The sequence below is a fragment of the Streptomyces sp. MUM 203J genome (assembly GCF_022414595.1).
Lineage (GTDB): Bacteria > Actinomycetota > Actinomycetes > Streptomycetales > Streptomycetaceae > Streptomyces.
Window position 1 is genome coordinate 18,487 of sequence record NZ_JADWYO010000051.1, and the last position, 21,803, is coordinate 40,289.

General features: G+C 73.3%; 20 protein-coding genes. 7 read left to right on the forward strand and 13 right to left on the reverse strand.

The features are described from left to right. Positions 1-84 precede the first annotated feature (84 nt). Complete coding sequence (locus tag I3F58_RS22300; RefSeq protein ID WP_240110433.1) at positions 85-1,590, reverse strand: PLP-dependent aminotransferase family protein; 1,506 nt, start codon at positions 1,588-1,590, stop codon at positions 85-87. Positions 1,591-1,691: 101 nt separating this feature from the next. Here I3F58_RS22300 and I3F58_RS22305 point away from each other — a divergent pair, with 101 nt between their 5' ends. The 4 genes from I3F58_RS22305 to I3F58_RS22320 all read left to right on the forward strand — a co-directional run bounded on the left by I3F58_RS22305 (position 1,692) and on the right by I3F58_RS22320 (position 5,259). Beyond that, positions 1,692-2,369 carry a YitT family protein gene (locus tag I3F58_RS22305; RefSeq protein ID WP_240110434.1) on the forward strand — a complete coding sequence of 226 codons (678 nt, stop codon included), beginning with the start codon at positions 1,692-1,694 and terminating at the stop codon, positions 2,367-2,369. Then, a complete protein-coding gene (locus I3F58_RS22310) occupies positions 2,366-3,157 on the forward strand; it encodes a glycerophosphodiester phosphodiesterase family protein (protein ID WP_240110435.1) in 792 nt (263 codons plus the stop codon). Before I3F58_RS22305 ends, I3F58_RS22310 begins: the two co-directional genes overlap by 4 nt. A 40-nt stretch (positions 3,158-3,197) precedes the next feature. After that, positions 3,198-4,565, forward strand: coding sequence for an MFS transporter (locus tag I3F58_RS22315; protein ID WP_240110436.1), 1,368 nt, complete (start codon positions 3,198-3,200; stop codon positions 4,563-4,565). A gap of 319 nt (positions 4,566-4,884) precedes the next feature. Next, a complete protein-coding gene (locus I3F58_RS22320; RefSeq protein ID WP_030677841.1) occupies positions 4,885-5,259 on the forward strand; it encodes an RNA polymerase-binding protein RbpA in 375 nt (124 codons plus the stop codon). Positions 5,260-5,451: 192 nt separating this feature from the next. On the opposite strand, the gene fxsA is transcribed toward I3F58_RS22320, so the two are convergent. From fxsA to I3F58_RS22340, 4 genes are all read right to left on the reverse strand, one after another. After that, positions 5,452-5,988, reverse strand: a complete 537-nt coding sequence (fxsA, locus tag I3F58_RS22325) for an FxsA family membrane protein (RefSeq protein WP_240110437.1) — start codon at positions 5,986-5,988, stop codon at positions 5,452-5,454. Positions 5,989-6,034: 46 nt separating this feature from the next. After that, positions 6,035-6,805, reverse strand: a complete 771-nt coding sequence (locus I3F58_RS22330; protein ID WP_240110438.1) for a polyprenol monophosphomannose synthase — start codon at positions 6,803-6,805, stop codon at positions 6,035-6,037. A 555-nt stretch (positions 6,806-7,360) separates the two neighbouring features. Further along, positions 7,361-8,992: an amidohydrolase gene (locus I3F58_RS22335; RefSeq protein ID WP_240110439.1), complete on the reverse strand. Its 1,632-nt coding sequence runs from the start codon at positions 8,990-8,992 to the stop codon at positions 7,361-7,363. Positions 8,993-9,087: 95 nt separating this feature from the next. Beyond that, positions 9,088-9,528 carry an Lrp/AsnC family transcriptional regulator gene (locus tag I3F58_RS22340; protein ID WP_240110440.1) on the reverse strand — a complete coding sequence of 147 codons (441 nt, stop codon included), beginning with the start codon at positions 9,526-9,528 and terminating at the stop codon, positions 9,088-9,090. Between the two features lie 202 nt (positions 9,529-9,730). Between I3F58_RS22340 and I3F58_RS22345 the strand changes: the two genes are divergently transcribed. Next, positions 9,731-10,114, forward strand: coding sequence for a hypothetical protein (locus I3F58_RS22345; RefSeq protein WP_240110441.1), 384 nt, complete (start codon positions 9,731-9,733; stop codon positions 10,112-10,114). A 555-nt stretch (positions 10,115-10,669) separates the two neighbouring features. Here the strand turns inward: I3F58_RS22345 and I3F58_RS22350 are convergent. After that, positions 10,670-11,845: an acyl-CoA dehydrogenase family protein gene (locus I3F58_RS22350; protein WP_240110442.1), complete on the reverse strand. Its 1,176-nt coding sequence runs from the start codon at positions 11,843-11,845 to the stop codon at positions 10,670-10,672. A gap of 209 nt (positions 11,846-12,054) precedes the next feature. Then, a complete protein-coding gene (locus tag I3F58_RS22355) occupies positions 12,055-13,431 on the reverse strand; it encodes a C39 family peptidase (RefSeq protein ID WP_240110443.1) in 1,377 nt (458 codons plus the stop codon). A 203-nt stretch (positions 13,432-13,634) separates the two neighbouring features. Here I3F58_RS22355 and I3F58_RS22360 point away from each other — a divergent pair, with 203 nt between their 5' ends. Together I3F58_RS22360 and I3F58_RS22365 are read left to right on the forward strand one after the other, a co-directional pair. Then, on the forward strand, positions 13,635-14,243 hold the full coding sequence (locus I3F58_RS22360; RefSeq protein WP_240110458.1) for a uridine kinase: 609 nt from the start codon (positions 13,635-13,637) through the stop codon (positions 14,241-14,243). A gap of 433 nt (positions 14,244-14,676) precedes the next feature. Beyond that, complete coding sequence (locus I3F58_RS22365) at positions 14,677-16,632, forward strand: AAA family ATPase (RefSeq protein ID WP_240110444.1); 1,956 nt, start codon at positions 14,677-14,679, stop codon at positions 16,630-16,632. 214 nt (positions 16,633-16,846) lie between these two features. On the opposite strand, the gene I3F58_RS22370 is transcribed toward I3F58_RS22365, so the two are convergent. The 6 genes from I3F58_RS22370 to ribH all read right to left on the reverse strand — a co-directional run bounded on the left by I3F58_RS22370 (position 16,847) and on the right by ribH (position 21,786). Continuing rightward, complete coding sequence (locus I3F58_RS22370; protein WP_240110445.1) at positions 16,847-17,884, reverse strand: hemolysin family protein; 1,038 nt, start codon at positions 17,882-17,884, stop codon at positions 16,847-16,849. Next, positions 17,881-19,266 carry a hemolysin family protein gene (locus tag I3F58_RS22375; RefSeq protein WP_240110446.1) on the reverse strand — a complete coding sequence of 462 codons (1,386 nt, stop codon included), beginning with the start codon at positions 19,264-19,266 and terminating at the stop codon, positions 17,881-17,883. The genes I3F58_RS22370 and I3F58_RS22375 overlap by 4 nt, the downstream gene beginning before the upstream one ends. Positions 19,267-19,541: 275 nt before the next feature. Beyond that, entirely contained in the window at positions 19,542-20,012 is a 471-nt protein-coding gene (locus I3F58_RS22380) for a PH domain-containing protein (RefSeq protein WP_240110447.1), read from the reverse strand. Between the two features lie 18 nt (positions 20,013-20,030). Further along, positions 20,031-20,879, reverse strand: coding sequence for an ATP phosphoribosyltransferase (hisG, locus tag I3F58_RS22385; protein ID WP_240110448.1), 849 nt, complete (start codon positions 20,877-20,879; stop codon positions 20,031-20,033). A 47-nt stretch (positions 20,880-20,926) separates the two neighbouring features. Further along, positions 20,927-21,199: a phosphoribosyl-ATP diphosphatase gene (locus I3F58_RS22390; RefSeq protein WP_240110449.1), complete on the reverse strand. Its 273-nt coding sequence runs from the start codon at positions 21,197-21,199 to the stop codon at positions 20,927-20,929. Positions 21,200-21,300: 101 nt separating this feature from the next. After that, positions 21,301-21,786, reverse strand: a complete 486-nt coding sequence (gene ribH, locus I3F58_RS22395) for a 6,7-dimethyl-8-ribityllumazine synthase (RefSeq protein WP_240110450.1) — start codon at positions 21,784-21,786, stop codon at positions 21,301-21,303. Positions 21,787-21,803: the final 17 nt, after the last annotated feature.

The following is a 21,803-nucleotide window of genomic DNA, read 5'->3' on the forward strand; positions in this document are numbered from 1 at the left end:
CGTGTCGCGCCTCGGGCGAGCCCCTCCCCCGCTCCTGCAGCGCGGGAGGGGCCCGCCCTCAAGCGCCCGACGGACCGAGCGCGCTCAGGCCACGAACGTGCGCGGCTCCTGGGCCACCGGCCCCGCACTGGTGCCCGCCCGGACCATGCGCGCCGCCGCCGCCAGCCGGGCCGCCGCCTCGTCCGCCACCGCGCCGCCCACCGTGAACGGCAGCCGTACGTACCCCTCGAACGCGCCGTCCACCCCGAACCGCGGGCCCGACGGGACACGCACCCCGGCGCGTTCGCCGGCCTCGGCCAGCCTGGAGCCGGACAGGCCGCCGGTGCGCACCCACAGGGTCAGCCCGCCCCGCGGCACCTCGAACTCCCAGTCGGGCAGCGACCGCCGCACCGCCGCCACCAGGGCGTCCCGGTTCTCGCGGGCCTGGCCGCGGCGGAAGGCGACCGCCTCCTCCCAGCCCCCGCCGCCCAGCAGCCAGGCCACCGCGAGCTGCTCCAGCACGGGCGTGCCGAGGTCGGCGTAGGCGCGGGCGGCGACCAGGGAGCGGATGACGTCGGGCGCGGCCCGCACCCAGCCGATGCGCATGCCCGCCCAGAAGGCCTTGCTGGCGGACCCGACGGTCAGGACGGTGCTGCCCGCGGGGTCGAAGGAGCAGACAGGGCGCGGCATCTCCAGGCCGTCCTCCAGCCACAGCTCGGACATGGTCTCGTCCACGACGAGGACCGTGCCCGCCGAGCGCGCCGCGTCCACCAGGGCGCGGCGCTGGTCGTCGCCGGCGAGCGCGCCGGTCGGGTTGTGGAAGTCCGCGACGACGTACCCGAGCCGGGGCGCCGCGTCGCGCAGCACCTGCCGCCAGCGCCCGAGGTCCCATCCGGCCAGGCCGGGCGCCATGGCGACGGGCACCAGCCGGGCGCCGGCCTCACGCATGAGCTGGAGGATGTTCGCGTAGGAGGGGGACTCGACGGCGATCCGCTCGCCGCGACCGGCGAACAGGTGGCAGATGGCGTCCATGGCTCCCATCGCGCCGGTGGTGACCATGATCTGCTCGGGCATCGTCGGGATGCCGCGCGCGGTGTACCGCTCCGCCAGCATCTGCCGCAGCGCGGGCAGGCCCGCCGGGTAGTCGCCGTGCGTGTGGGCGTACGGAGGGAGTTCCTCCAGGGCGCCCTGGAAGGCCCGGGTGAGCCAGGGCTCGGGGGCGGGCAGCGCCGCGCAGCCCAGGTCGATCATGGAGCCGAGCGACTCCGGGGGCAGCGGCTCCAGGCCGCGCGCGGGCAGCGGGTTGCCCGCGGGCACGCTGGTCCAGCTCCCGGCGCCGCGCCGGGACTCCAGGAAGCCCTCGCCGCGCAGCGCCTCGTAGGCGGCGGCGACCGTGGTCCGGCTGACGGAGAGGGCGAGCGCGAGCTCCCGCTCGGCGGGCAGCCGGGCGGCGACCGGGACCCGGCCCTCCAGCACCAGGAGCCGGATGCCGTCGGCCAGGGCACGGTACGCCGGGGGCCTGCGCGTGCCGGGGCCGGCCGGACGGGGCTGCTGGGCGGTGAGCTGCCGGGCCAGCTGGGCGGCACCCACCGCCGAGGTCCACTGAGCCATGAAATCAGTCCACCTTCCTCAGATTGGCCGTACTCGGCGTCTGACCTCTTGCCAGAGAGTGGCACAGGCCAGTCCAAAACCGCCACCCAGGGGGGTATGTCGTGTCCAACGCCGTCAGGCCCACGGCCACCGAGAGCCGTCGTCTCGGCCGCCGTCTCTTCCAGCTCTACGCGGGACTCGTGCTGTACGGCGTGAGTTCGGCGCTCATGGTCCGCAGCGGGCTCGGTCTCGATCCGTGGAACGTGCTGCACGAGGGACTGGCCGAGCACACCGGCCTGTCGATAGGCACGGTCCTGATCATCGTCGGAGCGCTCGTGATGCTGGCGTGGATCCCGCTGCGTCAGCGGCCCGGCCTGGGCACGGTGTCGAACGTGCTGGTGATCGGGGTGGCCATGGACGCCGCCCTGGCCGTCCTGCCGGACGCGCGGGGACTGCCGCTCCAGGCCGTCACCATGACCTCGGGGATCGTCCTGAACGGCGCCGCCACCGGCCTGTACATCGCCGCCCGGTTCGGTCCGGGGCCGCGAGACGGGCTGATGACCGGACTGCACCGGGTGACCGGGCGCTCGATCCGCCTGGTACGGACCTGCGTCGAGGTGGCCCTGGTCGTGACCGGCTTCCTGCTGGGCGGCTCGCTCGGGGTCGGCACGGTCCTGTACGCACTGGCCATCGGGCCGCTCGCCCAGGTTTTCCTCCGCCTTTTCGCCGTCCCGGGGCCGGACGGCGGCGACGCGGGGGTCGACTCCAGGCCACCTCGGCGGGTCATACTGCCGCGGTGACACCGATTCCGCGCCCCCGCTCGGGCCGCCCCCGGCACCATCCGTACCTCGCTCACCCCTCCCCCATCCCCTTCGCCCACCGGGGCGGGACGGCGGACGGGCTGGAGAACACCGCCGCCGCGTTCCGGCGGGCCGCGGGGGCCGGGTACCGCTACTTCGAGACCGATGTGCACACCACGGCCGACGGGCGTCTGGTGGCGTTCCACGACCCGACGCTGGACCGGGTGACCGACGCCCGGGGCCGGATAGCGCGGCTGCCGTGGAGCGCGGTGCGGCAGGCCCGGGTCGCGGGGCGGGAGCCGCTGCCGCTGTTCGAGGAGCTGCTGGAGGAGTTCCCCGAGGCCCGCTGGAACGTGGACCTGAAGGCCGAGTCGGCGCTGGTCCCGCTGGTGGAGCTGATCCGCAGGACGAACAGCTGGGACCGGGTCTGCGTCGGCTCGTTCAGCGAGGGGCGGGTGGCGCGGGCGCGGCGCCTCGCCGGGGAGCGGCTGGCCACCTCGTACGGGGTGCGGGGCGTGCTGGCGCTGCGGCTGCGCTCGTACGGGATCCCGGCGGCGCTGCGGGCGGGCGCGGTGGCGGCGCAGGTGCCGGAGACCCAGGGCGGGGTGCGGGTCGTGGACCGGCGGTTCGTCCGGGAGGCGCACGCGCGCGGGCTGCAGGTGCACGTGTGGACCGTGAACGAACCGCAACGCATGAACGCTCTGCTCGACCTGGGGGTCGATGGCATCATGACCGACCACCTGGAGACGCTGCGGACGGTGCTCAGCGACCGGGGGGCGTGGGTCTGATGACGGTTCCCACGGGGACTCCTACGACGAGGGGGCGCGGGTGACCGCCGAGACCGCCGACCGGGGGCCGGACGCGTCCGACGCGCCGCCCCCGGACCGCAGACGCGAGCAGCGCGGATGGTATTTCTACGACTTCGCCTGCTCGGTCTATTCGACGAGCGTGCTGACGGTGTTCCTCGGGCCGTATCTGACGTCGGTCGCGAAGGCGGCGGCGGACGCGGAGGGGTTCGTGCACCCGCTGGGCGTGCCGGTCCGGGCGGGCTCGGTGTTCGCGTACTCGGTGTCGCTGTCGATCGTGCTCGCAGTGCTGGTGATGCCGCTCGCGGGTGCCTGGGCGGACCGCACGGGGCGGAAGAAGCCGCTGCTGGCCGCGTCGGCGTACCTGGGGGCGGCCGCGACGGCGGGGATGTTCTTCCTGGCGGGCGACCGCTATCTGCTGGGCGCGCTGCTGCTGATCGTGGCGAACGCCTCGCTGGCCGTGTCGATGGTGCTGTACAACGCCTATCTGCCGCAGATCGCGGAGCCCGACGAGCGGGACGCGGTGTCGTCGCGGGGCTGGGCGTTCGGCTACGTGGCGGGTGCGCTGGTCCTGGTCCTGGACCTGGTGCTGTACGGCAGCCACGCGTCGTTCGGGCTGTCGGAGGGGGACGCGGTCCGGATCTGCCTGGCGTCGGCCGGTGTGTGGTGGGGCGCGTTCACGCTCATACCGCTGCGGCGGCTGCGGGACCGGCGGGTGACGCAGAGGGGCGGCGGCGAGGGTGCCGTCGGCTCCGGGTGGCGACAGCTGGTGTCGACACTGCGGGACATGCGGCGTCATCCGTTGACGCTCTCGTTCCTCCTGGCGTACCTGGTCTACAACGACGGCATCCAGACGGTGATCTCGCAGGCGTCGGTCTACGGCGCGGAGGAGCTGGGTCTCGAACAGACCACCCTGATCGTGGCGGTGCTGCTGGTGCAGATCCTGGCGGTGGTCGGGGCGCTGGCGATGGGCCGGCTGGCCGTGTCGTACGGGGCGAAGCGGACGATCCTGGGGTCGCTCGCCGTGTGGACGCTGATCCTGGCTGCGGGGTACTTCCTGCCGGCCGGCGCGCCGGTGTGGTTCTTCGTCCTGGCGGCGGCGATCGGGCTGGTGCTGGGCGGCAGCCAGGCGCTGTCGCGCTCGCTGTTCTCGCATCTGGTCCCGCGCGGCAAGGAGGCGGAGTACTTCTCGGCCTACGAGATGAGCGACCGGGGTCTGAGTTGGCTCGGGCCGCTGGTGTTCGGGCTGGCGTACCAGCTGACGGGCAGCTACCGGGACGCGATCGTGTCGCTGATCGCGTTCTTCGCGCTGGGCTTCGTGCTGCTGGCGCGGGTACCGGTGCGGCGGGCGGTGGCGGCTGCGGGGAATCCCGTACCGGCTCGAATCTGATCAATTCAGACTTTGCGGTGTTCGAGAAGGGAGGAAATCCAGGCGGAAACGCGGCCTGATTTAGACGCGGAAGCGAAAGGGCGGTAGTGTACGCGTTTGGCCTGCCAGGAGGACCGTTACTGCGTGGTCATACGACGAAAACGCTGGGTGACATCTTCTGTCAGATGTGACAAAGCGGGCAATGGTGGGTACAAAAAGGGGCGGCACGACGGGCGACGCATTACCCACATCGGGAATCTTTACCGCCGACCGGACGTTGACCGGATGACGACGACAGCGACACCTGTCCTGTGGGCGACAAGCCCGGGAGGCACGATTCATGAGTGAGCGAGCTCTTCGCGGCACGCGCCTCGTGGTGACCAGCTACGAGACCGACCGCGGCATCGACTTGGCCCCGCGCCAGGCGGTGGAGTACGCATGCGAGAAGGGGCATCGGTTCGAGATGCCGTTCTCGGTCGAGGCGGAGATCCCGCCGGAGTGGGAGTGCAAGGTCTGCGGGGCCCAGGCGCTCCTGGTGGACGGGGACGGACCCGAGGAGAAGAAGGCGAAGCCCGCGCGTACGCACTGGGACATGCTCATGGAGCGCCGCACCCGCGAGGAGCTGGAGGAAGTGCTGGCCGAGCGGCTGGCGGTCCTGCGGTCCGGTGCGATGAACATCGCGGTGCATCCGCGAGACAGCAGGAAGTCGGCGTGACCGCGTAGCGCGGGGCGCGCCTGTTGAAGCCGCGGGGGCGGTACGTGTCATGCGTACCGCCCCCGCGGCTTTCGGCATGCCCGGGGTGCGGGTCGGGCACAGGTTTCTGCGGCCACGGCGCCGTTCCCCACGTGTGCACCCGCACCGCGCTCCGGCGGAACGGGTGCACAGCAGGTGTTCTGTGCTCAGGCGTCAGGGGTTCAGGGGAGTCCGGGGCGTGTCGTCCCGGCCCGGGGGGTCGTCCCGGACGACCTCGCCCTGGACCACCTTGCCGTTCGGGTCGTGGACGCGGGCCTGCTGGAAGGCGGGGCCCATGCGGGATTCCAGGGTGCGTTCCACGGAGGTGCTCAGGGCCCGGCGGACCGGGGGGATCAGGAGGAGCAGGCCCACCGCGTCGGAGATCAGGCCCGGGAGCATCAGCAGCACGCCGCCGAGCATCAGGAAGCCGTTGCCCCGGCCGGCCCGGTCGGGTGGCGCGGCGCCCTCGGAGAGGCGCTGCATGGTCTGCGTCAGGACCGTGAACGCACGCCGTCCCGCGTGCTTGACCACGGCACCGCCGAGCACCGCCCCCGCCACCAGCACCGCCAGCACGGTCAGGCCGCCCGCGGCGTCGCCGAGCAGCGTCAGCAGCCAGATCTCCAGCACCAGCCAGGCGGCGATGCCCAGCGGGGCGTAGGTACGGACACGTGAGCGCTTGCGGGCGAGCGGAGGCGGGGCACCAGTCGTCATGCCTCCAGTGTGCCTGGCCGCTTCGCAGGACGGCGTAAGGCCCCCGTCAGGGGGTCTTCCCACGGCCCAGCAGCTGGTTCGCCCGCGCTCCCACGCCCCACGCGGTGACCCGCCACAGTGCCTCGACCACGATGTCGCGGCTCATCTTCGAGTCGCCGTGCTCCCGCTCGACGAAGGTGATGGGCACCTCGATCACATGAAAGCCGGCGGCGATCGCCCGCCGGGCCAGGTCCACCTGGAAGCAGTAGCCCTGGGAGGCCACGTCGTCCAGGCCCAGGCCCTCCAGCGTCTCGCGGCGGAACGCCCGGAAACCGCCGGTGACGTCACGGATCGGGACGCCCAGCAGCAGCCGCGAGTACGTGCTGCCGCCGCGGGAGAGGAACTCGCGGGACTTCGGCCAGTTCACCACCCGCCCGCCCGGCACCCAGCGGGAGCCCAGCACCAGATCGGCGCTCTTCAGGGCGGTGAGCAGGCGGGGCAGCTCCTCCGGGCGGTGGGAGCCGTCGGCGTCCATCTCGACCAGCACGCCGTAGCCGCGCTCGACGCCCCAGCGGAAGCCGGCCAGATACGCGGCGCCGAGCCCCTCCTTGCCCTTACGGTGCAGGACGTGGACATGGCCGTCCTCGGCGGCCAGCTCGTCCGCGAGCTTGCCCGTGCCGTCGGGACTGTTGTCGTCGGCGATGAGGATCTCCGCCTCAGGCACGGAGGCCCGCACCCGCGAGACGATCGCCTTGATGTTCTCCGCCTCGTTGTAGGTCGGGATGATCACCAAGGCCGTACCGAGCGGGCCGTACCGCCTCTGGCCACCGTCGTTCACTACTGCCCCTTACGTCCTGTACGCAGAGCCCCACCATAGCGAGGACGCGGGCCGTGCGATCGGCTGAGGGGTTTTCCGGCCGCCCGCCGGGCGGGAACGCGTGGCCGTTCTGGGGCCCGGTGTCCTTCGGGCCGACCCGGGGCCCGCTGGCTGCGGGTCGTCCTAGAGCCGTTGTCTACTGAACCTCCGGGCCCCACCCGGGTCGCACCCGCCCCGGCCCGGCAGCGGGCAGGGGGACGCCCTTCCGGGGCGGCCACTCCCCCGCCGCGCGGCACGGGCGCTGAACCTGGCTCCCAGCGGTGGTGCGCCGGTGCGGCACACCACCCCGCGATCCAGCGGCGCGCCCGGCGGCTGTGGGGACCCCGCCGGTCGGTCGTCCGTGGTGGACCCGGCCGAACCTACCCGCCGCCGACCGCTCTCTGTCAACACCCGCCTCACCTGCGACGATTGGACGAAGCACCAGGTCAGCGACGAAGATCCGCAGGTTAGCGGGGGCCTGCGGGAGGCTGTACGGCGATCGAACCCCGCCCGGACGGCGCCGAAGTCACGCGTTTCTCACTCGTTCGGTCGGACGAACACGGTCCGGCCGCCCACCACCGTGCGGAGGCAGACCGGCAGCGGGGCGCCGGGGCTCAGGTCGGGCAGGCCGGGGGTGCCGGAGCGGGGGTCGGTGGACCAGCGGGCCACCCGGTCGTCCGGGGCCTGGACCACCAGGTCGCCGGTACGCCAGACGGCGTAGTCGGCAGGGGCGCCGGGCACCAGGACCCCGGCGTCGTCGCGGCCGGTGGCCCGCCAGCCGCCCCGGGTGTGGGCGGTGAACGCGGCCCGCACGGAGACCCGGTGCTCGGGGGTGCGGTGGAAGGCGGCGGCGCGGACCGTGCCCCAGGGGTCGAGCCGGGTCACGGGGCTGTCGGAGCCGAGTGCGAGCGGCACACCGGAGCGCAGAAGGGCCGCGTACGGATTGAGGGTGCGGGCCCGCTCGGTACCGAGGCGCTGGGCGTACATGCCGTCCTCGCCGCCCCAGGCCGCGTCGAAGGCGGGCTGCACGGAGGCGGTGAGACCGAGTTCCGCGAACGCGGCGATGGTCTCGGGAGTGAGCATCTCGGCATGCTCGACGCGGTGCCGGGCGGCGCGGACACGGTGCGGCCCCAGGGTCTCCGCGGCGGCGCGGACGCCGTCGGCCACAGCGCTCAGGGCGGCGTCCCCGATGGCGTGGAAGCCGGCCTGGAGCCCGGCCTCGGTGCAGGCCGTGACATGCGCGGCGACGGCGGCCTTGTCGAGGTGGGCGGTGCCCGTGTGCGGGGCGTCGGCGTAGGGCTCGTGGAGGCAGGCGGTGTGGGAGCCGAGGGAACCGTCGACGAACAGGTCTCCCGCGGCGCCGAGCGCGCCCAGCTCGCGGACACGGCGGGCGTCCCGCTCACCCGTGACCGGCTCGGCCCAGTAGCCGACGACCCGGGGTCCGGGCCGCTCCTCGTCGGCGGCCAGGGCCAGCAGGGACGTGAAGTCCTCCTCGTCGGAGATCTCCGGCCCGGCGCACTCGTGGACGGTGCCGATACCCAGCGAGGCCGCCCGGCGGAGAGCCGCACGCTGCGCCTCGCCGCGCTGCGCGGGCGTGACCGCTGCATGTGCGGCAGCCCGTACGGCGTGGTGGGCGGCGCCGGTGAGGGGCGCGTCGGGGCGGTATCCGGCGAGGCCGGTCACGCCGGGGACGAGGTCGAGCAGCGCGGTGGTCACGACCGCCGAGTGCACGTCGACCCGGGGCAGGTACAGCGGACGCCCGCCGGTGGCCTCGTCGAGTTCGGTACGGGACGGGGGGCGGCCCTCGGGCCAGCGGGCGGCGTCCCAGCCGTGGCCGAGCAGGACCCGGTCGGCAGGGCGCGCGGCGGCGAAGTCCCGTACGAGCGCGAGCGCCTGGCCCAGGGTGGCGGCGGGCGACAGGTCGAGGCCGGTCAGGGCGAGTCCGGTGGCGGTGGTGTGCACATGGGCGTCGGTGAACGCGGGGGTGACCAGGGCGCCTTCGAGGTCGATCACCTCGTCCACACCGGAGGCGAAGGCGTCGGCGGCGCCTTCGGATCCCACCCACGCGATGTGACCGCGCTCGACGACCATCGCAGTGGCGAAGGGGTCGGCGGGGGTGTGGACGTCTCCACCGCGGAGGAGGGCGGTGCGGGGTTCTCGCTCGGTCATGTGACCAGCGTAGACAGCGGGGCGGGCGGCCCGAGCGGTGGACCCTGCCGGGGGCCGGTCGGCTGCGCCCGCCCTCCGCCGGGCGGCGGTCCCCGTCAGATGCGGGGCGGACGGGCCTCGTACGGGGTGGACAGGACGACCGTCGTCCGTGTGGAGACACCTGACGCGGAGCGGATGCGGCTGAGCAGGTGCTCCAGCTCCAGCGGCGTGGCGACGCGTACCTTCAGGATGTAGTTCTCGTCGCCCGCGACGCTGTGGCAGGCCTCGATCTCGGGGATGTCCGCGAGCCGGTCAGGGGTGTCGTCCGGGGCGCTGGGATCGAAGGGTTTGACCGAGATGAAGGCGGTCAGGGGCAGCCCGACGGCCTCGGGGTCGACGACGGCGGCGTAGCCGCGGATGACGCCGCGCTGTTCGAGGCGGCGGACGCGCTGATGCACCGCCGAGGTGGACAGGCCGGTGGCCTTGCCCAGGTCGGTGTAGCTCATGCGCCCGTCCCTGACGAGCAACTCGACGATCTGACGATCCAGCTCCTCCATGCGGTCAACCTATTGCCCCGGACGGCCTCCGGAACAGTCGGAGGCACAACGTGAGGGCACCTGTGGACGGCATGTGACGAAGACCACAGGCGCATGGTCGCCAGGGATCGAGACCGGACGGTTACCTGCGGAGCCGGTTGGGAATTGCTTCGGGTGGTCGGGGCCGTAAGCCTGATCGGCCCATCCAAGGGGGAGATTCTCCATGCAGGAGCCTGTTGATTCCGTCGAGCCCGAAGAGCTCGACTCCTACGACGCTTTCGACATGTTCCGGGTGGTATGCCCGGACTGCGCCCAGTCGATCGTGCTGCTCGCGGACGAGGAGGCCCTCCCGGAGCACGCGCTGTGTCCCACGCCGTGGAACCCGTTCGTCCTGGCGGTGTGCGCCGGGTCGGGCCGGCCGCTCTCCGACGCGCGAACCCCCGACGAGGCGCCGGACGCCCAGGAGCAGGAGCTGGCGACGCTGTTGACGCTCCCTCAGAGTCTCGACTGGCGGAGGCAGCCGTTCTCGCATGTGGGCGGCCCCGGCTCCCGGCCGATCAAGGTGCCGCGGATGCGCCGCTCTCCGGAGCTGCGCCGCGCGGCCTGAGCCCCACCGCCCCCGTCGCCCCGGCACGCCTCCGCGTGTCCGGGACGGCGGGTCGTGACCTGACGAGCGGATACGCGGATATCCCTACCGGCGCGGCCGTACGGGTGATACCGCCCGGCGTCACACGTCCGGCCCGTCCCGGCGCGGGCGGCGGGCCGGACACGGCGTCCGGTGCCGTTGACGTCCACTGACGCCGAATCAGCAGCCGTCGGCGGCGCCCGGGACACGCGTCGGCGGGCAGGGCGCGAACTGGCGGCCTATCGCCGTCGGCGGTGACCCGGCGCACACCTCCGCGTTGGCCGGGTATGACCTCGCCGCACGCACCGCACCCGGCGCCTCCGTCGCCCGCGACGAGCGGCTATGTCCGGGGCCGGCTGATGCTTCCGGGCGCGGCCGCGGGCGCCGGGCGTGCCGAATCGCCTCCGCCCGCCGATCCGCCGATCTACCGCGACCTGCTCCGGCACTGGGCCAGCTCGGGCCGGACCCTGCCGGGCCGCCGCGACCAGGAGTGGGCCCGGCTCACGGCGGGCCCGGTGTGGACACGCCCGGGGGAGGTCAGGCCCGGCTCTCCGGGCCGACCAGGTGACGGGCGATGACGACGCGCTGGATCTGGTTGGTGCCCTCCACGATCTGGAGCACCTTCGCCTCACGCATGTAGCGCTCGACGGGGAAGTCGGCGGTGTAGCCGTATCCGCCGAGGACCTGGACGGCGTCCGTGGTGACCTTCATCGCGGCGTCCGTGCAGAACAGCTTGGCCATGGCCGCCTGGCGTGAGTACGGCCGGCCCGCGTCCCGCAGCCGGGCGGCGGCGAGATAGAGGGACCGCCCGGCCTCGACCTGGGTGGCCATGTCGGCCAGCATGAAGCGCAGCCCCTGGAAGTCGGAGACGGGCCGCCCGAACTGACGCCGGTCCTGGGCGTAGGCCGTGGCCTCGTCCAGGGCGGCCTGGGCGACGCCGATGGCACAGGCGGAGATACCGAGACGGCCGCCGTCCAGGGCGGACAGGGCGATGGAGAAGCCCTGGCCCTCCTCGCCGATGCGGCGGGAGTCGGGGACGCGGACTCCGTCGAAGTGCAGTTGGGCGGTGGGAGAGCCCTTCATGCCCATCTTCTTCTCGGGCGCGGCGGCGGACAGCCCCTCGGCGTCGCCGGGCACCAGGAACGCGGTGATGCCGCGCGGTCCCTCCTCGCCGGTCCTGGCCATGACCGTGTAGAAGTCAGCGATGCCGCCGTGGGTGATCCAGGCCTTGGTTCCGGTGATGATCCAGTCGTCGCCGTCGCGCACGGCCCTGGTGCGGAGGGAGGCCGCGTCCGAGCCGGCGGCGGGCTCCGACAGGCAGTAGCCGCCGAGCAGGCCTCCGCCGAGCATCGCGGGCAGGTGCTCCGCCTGCTGCTCCTTGGTGCCGTACCCGGCGAGGGCGTGGCAGGCCAGACTGTGGACGCTGACACCGAGGCCGACCGTGAGGCGGGCGGCGGCCAGCTCCTCCAGGACCTGGAGGTACACCTCGTAGGGCTGGTCTCCGCCGCCGTGGGCGGAGTCGTACGGCAGGCCGAGCAGACCCGATTCGGAGAGCAGCGAGAAGGTCTCCCGCGGGAAGCGGCTCTCCGCCTCCCCGTCCGCGGCCCGGGGGGTGACCTCTCGCTGGACGATGTCACGGACCAGGTTGATGAGGTCCCTGGACTCCTCGGTGGGCAGCTGTCGTTCCACCGGCTGCGGGGCACGGTCGGACATATCGGCGCTCTCCTCCCATTTCGGGCGCTTCGACGGAACACCCAAGGGTCGGGGCGGCTCCGCCGGGTCTCACTGCAAGCGCCGATGCTGCCCGGTCCGGATCACGGAAAGCGGCAGATCAGCGGCTGTGGCGGCATGAGTATGCCCGATCGAGTGGCGTACGTCGATAACGATCGTTCACCTGCTCGCCGCCGCGACCCGGAGAGGGCTCAGCGGACACCCACCCCGGCCAGCGCACGGCGCTGCTCCGATGTGGCGTCCACGGGCCAGAACAGGTAGCAGACACCGCCGGTGCCGGAGATGACGGCGCCCGTGGCGTTGTGGCGCCTGGTGCGCAGCCAGACGTTCTCGAACTCGCGGCGGCGGTAGACCCGGCGGACGGCGGCGTTGTCCGGGGCGTTCGGGTCATTGGCGATCACGTCGCCGTCGGAGGTGAAGCCGATGACCGTCATCAGGTGCCCCGCGGTGCCGTAGCCCGCGCCGGTGAGCTCCCCCTCCAGGAACGACTGCGAGGTGATCAGCGGGATACCGGACTCGACGAGTGTCTCCGCGTCCGCCAGCGAGCGGAGCCGGGTGACGACTCCCTGGAGACCCTCGTACGTGGCGGCATAGGCGGCGTTGAAGGGCCAGTTGCCACAGCCCTTGTACTGGTGGTCGTAGGTGGAGCGGGCGGCGTGGCAGACCTGGGGGTCGGTGTACCCGGGCCGCACCCAGGCGAGTTGGGCGGGGGTGGGGCGCCGGCCCCAGTACTCGACGATCATCTGGGAGGAGGCGGGGCTGCACCAGGCCTCTCCCCCGTCGTCGTACTCGGGATAGCGGCCGATGTGGATGTTCTGCGAGTAGCGCGGCACCTCCAGTTCGCGGGTGACGCGGTGCGGGGCCGCGGGTACGCCGAAGCGGTCGGGGAGGTCCGAGGACATCGCACCCACCCGCCACACGGTGGGCGTGCGGGTGGCGCCGGGCGTCCGGTGGAGGGTGAGCCGCAGCCGGTAAGACGTCATCCGCAGGCCGCTCGCCGGGTCCCTGACGCCCAGGGTGTCGGTCCAGACGCTGCTGCGGCCGTCGCTCTGGCCGTCCACGGAGGTGCGGCGGATGTCGCCGTCTCCCGAGGCCCAGTGGCCCATCACGTACCAGGGGGTGTCGGTGCCGTCGGAATAGCGGCCGGACAGCTCGACGGCGATCCAGGTACCGGGGGGCGTGTGGGCGTTCCAGGAGGGGATCAGCTCGGTGGCCGGGGCCACGGGGACGTGCCGGGGCGAGGTCCAGGTGGCGTACTCCCAGGACGCCGTGCGCCCGGTGTGCGGGTCGGCGCGGTCGACACACCCGGCAGGGGTGTCGAGGACCAGCCCGGGGCGCAGCCCCGCGACCGCCCGCACTCCGACGGCGGTGCCGGAGCACCAGTCGGCGGCCGAGGTCCAGAACCGGTTGTCGACGGTCGGGGCGCCGGCGTCGGCCGGCGCCCCGGCGGACGGATCTTTGAGCGGGGCGGCGCCGGCCGGCGCCCCCGGGAGGGCGGCGGTGCCGACGGCGCCCAGGGCGGCGCCGAGGACGGTGCGCCGGGACGCGGAGCGAGGCGTACGGGACATGCGGAACCCCCGGTGGAGACGGGCGATCGACGGACGACGGGGCGGACAGCACGAGTGGACCACGAAGCGGAGCCGCCCCGTAGGACCGCCGGGGAGCGGCGTGTACACGCCGGGCCGGGCGGGCCGGGCCCAGGGGCGCCTGGCTGCCGTGGGGACCGGCGCGGGCGGGTCGGTAGGGTGACCCCATGGGGCGTTTCGCACAGGTGAACGATCTTGCCGCCCTCGCGCACGAGGTGCGGGCCGCGGCACCGTCGTGCGGCCCGGTGAGGCTGGTGGGCGTGGACGGGCACGCGGGCTCCGGGAAGTCCACGTTCGCCGCACGGCTCGCGGAGACCCTGGGCGGGGCACCGGTCCTGCACCTCGACGACATCGCCTGCCACGAGGAGCTGTTCGCCTGGACGGCCCGGCTGCGCGCGGAGGTTCTCGGGCCGCTGAGCCGCGGCGAGGTGGCCGGGTACCGCCCGTACGACTGGACCGCGCGCCGCTTCGGCCCACCCAGGCGGCTGCCGCCCGCACCGGTCGTGCTCGTCGAGGGGGTCGGCGCCGGACGCCGGGCACTCCGCCCCCACCTGGCACGTCTGCTCTGGATGGAGCGGGCACCGGAGGACTCCTGGCGGCGCGGCCGGAACCGGGACGGTGTGGCACAGGCGGCGTTCTGGGAGGGATGGACAGTGGCGGAGACCCGCCATTTCGCCCGTGATCCGTCGTTCCCCCACGCCGACACCCTGATACGGGAGTGCCATGAGGGGTACGTGTGGCTGCCGAGGCGTCCCTCAGCCGTCGACCCGGAGCCGGATCATCACTCTTTGTGATGATGCTTGATTTTCGTACCGGACAGTCGGAATTCAGCCGCTCAGGCTGCCTCCACTTCGCTTGACCGGCGGGCCGTACAGGTCTTACGTTCTCAATGTGCGGCTTTTCGGAGCCGCCGCAGACGCGAAGCCCCCGGTTGTTCCCCCGTGATCGGGGGCTTCGTTCTGCCTCTCACCCCACGTCGACCGCCTCGCGATCGCCGCTCGCACCTCTCTCACTCACCCTGCGTCACCGCCGTGCCCCCGTATGCGCCCGCGCCCGCGTGCGCGCCCGGGGCGCTCGGTGCGCCCTTAGTCGCTGTCCTCCCGCGCGGGTACGATGCACCCCGGTGCGGTCAAGACCCGTTCACTGCAAGGCGATCGGGAACGCCTGGGACGGCTTCCGGCGGGCATCCGCCCGGCGGCTACGGGCACACGGCTTGTGGGGGACCCGATGGATTTCGGCACGCAGGGCACACAGGCCCCGGCCGACCTCGCCTGGCTGCGCGGCGTGGACGCCTACACGATGGGGGCGTATCCGCAGGCCGAGGAGGAGTTCCGTGCGGCCGTGCGCGTCGATCCCGGGATGGCCGACGCCTGGCTCGGGCTGCACGCGCTGCGGATCGACACCGCCACGGCGCTCCTGCGGATGTACCACCACCGGGACCGGTTCGGCGAGCAGCGGACCCGGCACCGGCGGACGCTCAACTCCTGGTACTGGCTGGGCTGGTGGGTGCAGCCGGTGCTGGAGAGCCCGCGTGATCTGCTGCTGGCGCACGCCTCGCACTGGCTGGACGGCCGGCACGTCCCGGAGCTGGACCGGGCACTCGCGGAGCTGCCGCCGGTCGACACGGACCCGCAGGTGCGGTTCCTGCACGCGTGCCGGGCGTACCTCGTCAAGGACTGGGAGCAGCTCGTCCGGCACACAGAGCCGCTGGTCGACGACCCGCTGCTGGGCATCGAGGCGGGCCTGTTCGGCGGGATGGCGCGGGTGCGTCTGGAGATGTACGGGCAGGCCGAGCCGCTGCTGTCGGCGGCGCTCATGCGGTGCCGCAGCGAGCAGCCGCAGCGCAAGGAGCTGCGCTACTGGCTGGCACGGGCACACGAGGGCACGGGCCGCACGGCCGCGGCGCTGCCGCTGTACCGGGCGGTGCACCGGGTGGACCCGGCGTTCATGGACACGGCGGCACGGCTCGCGGCGATCGCGGAGTACGACGGTTTCGAGGGCTCACCCGAAGAGGTGGGCGACCTGGCCGCGGTGTCCCTGGCGGGCGCGGGGGCGGAGGCCGCCGGGTCGGATCTGCTGGACCCCGGGGCGGAGAGCCAGGGGCAGGACGGCGGGGGTGCGGGCGGGGACGCACCCGGGGCGGGGGCGCCCGGGGCGCCCGCCGGATCCGGGGGCGCAGGCGCGGTTCCGCCGCCCCCGGCGGGCGGGGTGCGGGAGAAGAGCGGGCCCGGGCGCCCGGCGCCGCCTCCGTTCCCGGCGAGCCCGACCGACCCGGCGCTGCTCGCGGAGGCGCTGTCCGAGCTGGAGCGGATGGTGGGCCTGGAGCCGGTCAAGCGTCAGGTGAGGGCACTGTCGGCGCAGTTGGAGATGGCGAGGCTCCGCGCGGGCCAGGGGCTGCCGGTGCAGCCGCCGAAACGTCACTTTGTCTTCTCCGGCCCCTCGGGCACCGGGAAGACCACGGTCGCCCGCATTCTGGGCAGGGTCTTCTACGCCCTGGGACTGCTCGGCGGCGATCATCTGGTGGAGGCCCAACGGGCCGACCTGGTCGGCGAGTTCCTGGGCCAGACGGCCGTCAAGGCGAACGAGCTGATCGACTCGGCGCTGGGCGGGGTGCTGTTCGTCGACGAGGCGTACGCGCTGTCCAACTCCGGCTACAGCAAGGGTGACGCGTACGGGGACGAGGCGCTTCAGGTCCTCCTCAAGCGGGCCGAGGACAACCGTGACCACCTGGTGGTGATCCTCGCCGGGTACCCGGAGGGCATGGACCGGCTGCTGGCGGCCAACCCCGGGCTGTCGTCGCGCTTCACGACGCGGGTGGACTTCCCGTCGTACCGGCCGCTCGAACTCACCGCGATCGGGGAGGTCCTGGCAGGGGCGAACGGGGACGGGTGGGACGCCGAGGCGCTGGAGGAGCTGCGGTCGATCAGCGGTCACGTGGTGGACCAGGGCTGGATCGACGAGCTGGGGAACGGGCGGTTCCTCCGCACCCTGTACGAGAAGTCCTGCGCGTACCGGGACCTGCGGCTGTCCGGGTACACCGGCACGCCCACGCGCGAGGACCTCGCGACCCTCCGGCTCCCGGACCTGATGCAGGCCTACGGCGAGGTCCTGTCGGGCCGCGGACCGAGCACCCCCCAGGGCCCGGGACCGGGGCCCCAGGAACCCCCACCGCCGGCGTACTGAGGGAGGGCACCGGTCACCCCGGCAGCGGGGGCGCGGCGCACACGGCGTGCGGTCCGGGCGCCGGGCGTCCGGACCGCTCCTGCGGTGCCCCCTCCCATGTACGCGGCTTCTCCCCCGAGTTCCCGGCTTCGGCCTGGGCAGGGGCGACCGCCGGCAGCGGGAGTGCCGCCCGGGAACCCGCTTCTCCGGAGGACCCGGCGGCCGGTCCCCTGCGCTACCGCGCGGGCACCCCCCGGTGGGACGGGTCGCGGACCTCGCCCACCAGAACCTCCAGGACGTCCTCCAGGGCCACCAGGCCGAGCACGCGGCCCGACGCGTCGGCCACCTGGGCCAGGTGCGTGGCCGCGCGGCGCAGGACCGTGAGGGCTTCGTCCAGGGGGGTTTCCGCCCGCAGCGTGGCCATGGGACGCCACACGTGCTGCGGCACCGCCCGGTCCGGGTCCTCCAGGTCCAGGACGTCCTTGACATGCAGGAAGCCCAGAAAGGTGCCCCCGCCCTCGGCCCGCACGGGAAAGCGGGAGTAGCCGGTGCGCACCGTCAGCTCCTCGACCTGTGCCGGGGTCACCGACGGCGCCACCGTCACCAGCACGCCGCACGGGATCACCACGTCCCGTACCGGCCGGGTGCCCAGTTCGAGCGCGTCCTCCAGCCGTTCCTGCTCGGCGGGGGCCAGCAGACCGGCCTGGCCGGCGTCCTCCACCAGGCGGTTGAGCTGCTCGCTGGTGAACACCGCCTCGACCTCGTCCCTGGGTTCCACCCCGAAGCCCTTCAGCACGGTGTGCGCCGCCGCACCCAGCGCCCGGGTCACCGGACGGCACAGGCGCGCGAAGCCCACCAGCGCGGGGCTGAGCCACAGCGCGGTCTTCTCGGGCGCCGCCATGGCGAGGTTCTTGGGCACCATCTCGCCCACCACCAGGTGGAGGAAGACGACCGCGGCCAGTGCGATGACGTAACCGAGGGGGTGGATGAGCCCCTCGGGCACATGGATCGCGTGGAACACCGGCTCCAGCAGCCGCGCCACCGTCGGCTCGGCCACCGCCCCCAGCGTCAGCGAGCACACCGTGATGCCGAACTGGGCCGCCGCCATCATCTGCGGCAGGTTCTCCAGCCCGTACAGGACCTTCCGGGCGCGTTTGGAGTCCTGCTGCTCGATCTGGCTGCGGCGCACCGACACCAGGGCGAACTCCGCGCCGACGAAGAAGCCGTTCCCGAGGACGAGAAGGCCCGCGAAGAGAAGTTGGAGCGCGCTCACCGGGCCGTCGCCTCCGCCACCTCGGACACCGCCGGGTCCCCCGCCGCATCCGGCTCCGCGGCGGCCGCCGGGTCCGTCATCCGCACCAGCCGCACCCGCTCCGCCCGGTAGCGGTCCACCTGCCGTACGGACAGCCGCCAGCCCGGCAGTTCGGCGCGGTCGCCCGCCGCCGGGATACGGCCCAGGAGGTCCGCGACCAGTCCGGCCAGCGTCTCGTACGGGCCCTCGGGCACCTCCAGGCCTATCCGCTTCAGTTCGTGGACCCGGCAGCTGCCGTCCGCCTCCCAGGCGGGGAGCCCGTCCTCGGGGGCGACCGCGGCCGGTCCGGCGGGCTCCCCGGTCGGCGTGTCGTGCTCGTCGCGCACCTCGCCCACCAGTTCCTCGACGATGTCCTCCAGGGTCACCACGCCCGCCGTGCCGCCGTACTCGTCGACGACCACGGCTATCGGCTGCTCGCTGCGCAGCCGTTCCAGCAGCTCCTGGGCCTGGAGGGTCTCGGGGACGAGCAGCGGCGGCACCGCGATCCGGCCCACGCGCGTGTGCAGGCGCTTCTCGGCGCGCACCGCGAGTGCGTCCTTCAGGTGGACCATGCCGACGATCTCGTCGATGCGCTCGCGGTACACGGGGAAGCGGGACAGGCCGGTGGCGCGGGTGAGGTTGAGGACGTCCGCCGCCGTGGCGTCGGCCTGGAGCGCGCTGACCTTCACCCGCGGGGTCATCACGTGCTGCGCGGTCAGCCCGCCGAGGGAGAGGGTGCGCACGAACAGGTCCGCGGTGTCCTGTTCGAGGGCTCCGGCCCGGGCGGAGTGCCGGACGAGGGAGACCAGTTCGGCGGGGGTTCGGGCGGAGGCCAGTTCTTCGGTGGGCTCGACTCCGAAGAGCCGTACGAGCCGGTTGGCCACCCCGTTCAGCAGGGCGATCACCGGCCGGAAGAGGGCGGAGAAGGCGTACTGCGGGCCGGCGACGAACCGGGCCACCTGGAGCGGCCGGGACACCGCCCAGTTCTTCGGCACCAGTTCACCGATCACCATCTGGAGCGCGGAGGCGGCCAGCATGCCGGTGACCACGGCGATGCCGGGCACCGCTCCTGCGGGCACGCCGGTCGCGGAGAGCGGCGCGCTGAGCAGCCGGGCGAGGGCCGGTTCCGCGAGCATGCCGACGACGAGCGAGGTGAGTGTGATGCCCAGCTGGGTGCCGGAGAGCTGGAACGACAGCTCGCGCAGGGACTTCACGACGGTGCGGGCGCGCCGGTCGCCCTCCGCGGCGGCGCGTTCGGCGTCCGCCCGCTCGACCGTGACGAGGCCGAACTCGGCGGCCACGAAAAAGCCGTTGGCGAGGATCAGGAGGAAGGCCGCGCAGAGCAGCAGGAGAGCGATGGTCATGCCGCCGCCTCCTCGGGTGCCAAGGGGGCGGCGCAGGTACTACAGGACGAGCCGTCCATTGCTGGAGGGAGTCACTCCTCGGGTCGCAGGTGCCCCGCCGGCTGCCGCCCGGACGGTTCCGGGCGGGTGCGGTCCGGTCCGCAGGGGCCGGACCGCCGCCGTGTGTGCGGGGCGGGGCGCGCTCGGCGCCGCCGCGACAAGAGTAGCCACGCGACGACAGGGCTCAAGGGTCCCGGGGAGACCGCGTCGAAGTCCGCCCGGAACGCCCCGGCGCGTCAGTGCTCGTCGGCGCCTGTGCCCCGGGCCTCGGCCAGCACGCGCAGGGCCTGCGCGTCGCGGATGGCCTGGGCCTTGCCGATGCCCGGCTGGATGCCGAGCGCGGGCAGACTGGTGCCGTCGCTGAGGTCCAGGAACACCCACGGGTCCCCGACCCGGAGGTTGACACGGAGGATCTCCGGCCAGGCCAGACGGCGGGTCCGGGTGAGGTTCACGACCGTCACGCCCTCCTCGTCCGCCACGATCCTGGGGCGGCTGAGGAGGACGAGCACCCCGGCGAACAGCGCAGCCGTGAAGACGAAGCTGACCCGCTCCCCCGGGCTCAGCCGCTCCAGCATCAGCGCGATGACCGTGATGACGGCGAAGAGGGCCGCGCCGGTGGTGAGCAGCACCGCCCGGGAGCGCCGTGGCCGGAAGGTGACCGGGAGAGCGGGCGGGGCGTGGGGGGTCGCGGGGGCCGCGTCAGTCATGGAACATGCACTTCCGGTTCAGAGGCGGCAGGCGTGGATGGCCGTGGTGAGGATGGCGCGGGCGCCCAGGGCGTAGAGGTCGTCCATGATGCGCTGGGCGTCCCTGGCGGGGACCATGGCCCGCACCGCGACCCAGCCCTCGTTGTGCAGCGGGGAGATGGTCGGCGACTCGAGGCCGGGGGTGAGGGCGACGGCCTGCTCCAAGTGCTCGGCGCGGCAGTCGTAGTCCATCATCACGTAGCTGCGGGCCACCAGGACGCCCTGGAGGCGGCGAAGGAAGCGCTCCACCTCGGGGTCGCCGGCGGGGGCTCCGGTGCGGCGGACGACGACCGCCTCGGAGGTGAGGATGGGCTCCCCGATGACCTCCAGGCCCGCGTTGCGCAGCGAGGTGCCGGTCTCGACGACGTCCGCGATGACCTGGGCGACGCCGAGCTGGATGGCCGTCTCGACGGCGCCGTCCAGGTGCACGACGGAGGCGTCGATCCCGTGGTCGGCCAGGTGCTTGGCGACGATGCCCTCGTACGAGGTGGCGATGGTCATGCCGGAGAAGTCGGCGGGGCCGCTCGCCGTGCCGGGCCGGGTGGCGTAGCGGAAGGTGGAGCGGGCGAAGCCCAGCTCCAGGATCTCCTCGGCATTGGCGCCGGAGTCCAGCAGCAGGTCGCGGCCGGTGATGCCGATGTCGAGCTTGCCGGAGGCCACGTAGATCGCGATGTCCCGGGGGCGGAGGTAGAAGAACTCGACCTCGTTGTCCGGGTCGACCAGCACCAGCTCCTTGGACTCCTTGCGCTGCTTGTAGCCGGCCTCATGGAGCATCGCCGACGCAGGTCCGGACAGAGAACCCTTGTTGGGAACGGCGATGCGCAGCATGGGATGGGCTTCCTTTGCTAGGAGTACGGTGCGGGAGGGGGCGGGGCTCAGAGGTGGGCGTAGACGTCGTCGAGGGAGATCCCGCGGGCGACCATCATCACCTGTACGTGGTACAGCAGCTGCGAGATCTCCTCGGCTGCGGCTTCCTTGCCCTCGTATTCGGCGGCCATCCACACTTCGGCGGCCTCTTCGACGACCTTCTTGCCGATGGCATGCACCCCCTTGTCCACCAGTTCGGCGGTACGGGAGGTGGCGGGGTCGCCGGTCCTGGCCTTGAGCTCCAGCTCGGTGAAGAGCTCTTCGAAGGTTTTGTTCGCCATGATGGTCCAAGGGTACGGGGTGGGCGGCGCCGCCCGTGCAGCGCGTCCGGCCGTTGGGACGCCGCCCGGCCCGCACGGCGGCCGGCCCGCCCGTACGGGGCTCAGCGCCAGGGTTCGCTGACCGTGCGCAGCGTCATGGCGGTGGCGACCGCGGCGGTGACCGCCTCGTGGCCCTTGTCCTCGTGGGAGCCGTCGAGTCCGGCGCGGTCCAGGGCCTGCTCCTCGGTGTCGCAGGTGAGGACGCCGAAGCCGACGGGGACGCCCGTGTCGACGGAGACCTGGACGAGGCCCTGGGTGACGCCCTGGCACACGTAGTCGAAGTGCGGGGTGCCGCCGCGGATGACGACGCCGAGGGCGACCACCGCGTCGTAGCCGCGCCCGGCGAGGGTCTTGGCGACGACGGGAAGCTCGAAGCTCCCGGGGACGCGCAGGACGGTCGGCTCGTCGATGCCCAGCTCGTGCAGGGCGCGCAGGGCCCCGCCGACCAGGCCGTCCATGATCGTGTCGTGCCACTGGGCCGCGATCACGGCGACCCGGAGGTCTCCGGCGTTCTTCACGGTCAGTTCGGGTGCGCCCTTGCCGCTCACGTTGCTCCTCGGTGCTG

What these genes read in the sequence shown, in the direction of transcription:
- I3F58_RS22300 (WP_240110433.1), bottom strand. Translation starts at nt 1,590, where the DNA reads ATGGCTCAGTGGACCTCGGCGGTGGGTGCCGCCCAGCTGGCCCGGCAG.
- I3F58_RS22320 (WP_030677841.1), top strand. Translation starts at nt 4,885, where the DNA reads ATGAGTGAGCGAGCTCTTCGCGGCACGCGCCTCGTGGTGACCAGCTAC.
- fxsA (WP_240110437.1), bottom strand. Translation starts at nt 5,988, where the DNA reads ATGACGACTGGTGCCCCGCCTCCGCTCGCCCGCAAGCGCTCACGTGTC.
- I3F58_RS22335 (WP_240110439.1), bottom strand. Translation starts at nt 8,992, where the DNA reads ATGACCGAGCGAGAACCCCGCACCGCCCTCCTCCGCGGTGGAGACGTC.
- I3F58_RS22340 (WP_240110440.1), bottom strand. Translation starts at nt 9,528, where the DNA reads ATGGAGGAGCTGGATCGTCAGATCGTCGAGTTGCTCGTCAGGGACGGG.
- I3F58_RS22345 (WP_240110441.1), top strand. Translation starts at nt 9,731, where the DNA reads ATGCAGGAGCCTGTTGATTCCGTCGAGCCCGAAGAGCTCGACTCCTAC.
- I3F58_RS22350 (WP_240110442.1), bottom strand. Translation starts at nt 11,845, where the DNA reads ATGTCCGACCGTGCCCCGCAGCCGGTGGAACGACAGCTGCCCACCGAG.
- I3F58_RS22355 (WP_240110443.1), bottom strand. Translation starts at nt 13,431, where the DNA reads ATGTCCCGTACGCCTCGCTCCGCGTCCCGGCGCACCGTCCTCGGCGCC.
- I3F58_RS22365 (WP_240110444.1), top strand. Translation starts at nt 14,677, where the DNA reads ATGGATTTCGGCACGCAGGGCACACAGGCCCCGGCCGACCTCGCCTGG.
- I3F58_RS22375 (WP_240110446.1), bottom strand. Translation starts at nt 19,266, where the DNA reads ATGACCATCGCTCTCCTGCTGCTCTGCGCGGCCTTCCTCCTGATCCTC.
- I3F58_RS22380 (WP_240110447.1), bottom strand. Translation starts at nt 20,012, where the DNA reads ATGACTGACGCGGCCCCCGCGACCCCCCACGCCCCGCCCGCTCTCCCG.
- hisG (WP_240110448.1), bottom strand. Translation starts at nt 20,879, where the DNA reads ATGCTGCGCATCGCCGTTCCCAACAAGGGTTCTCTGTCCGGACCTGCG.
- I3F58_RS22390 (WP_240110449.1), bottom strand. Translation starts at nt 21,199, where the DNA reads ATGGCGAACAAAACCTTCGAAGAGCTCTTCACCGAGCTGGAGCTCAAG.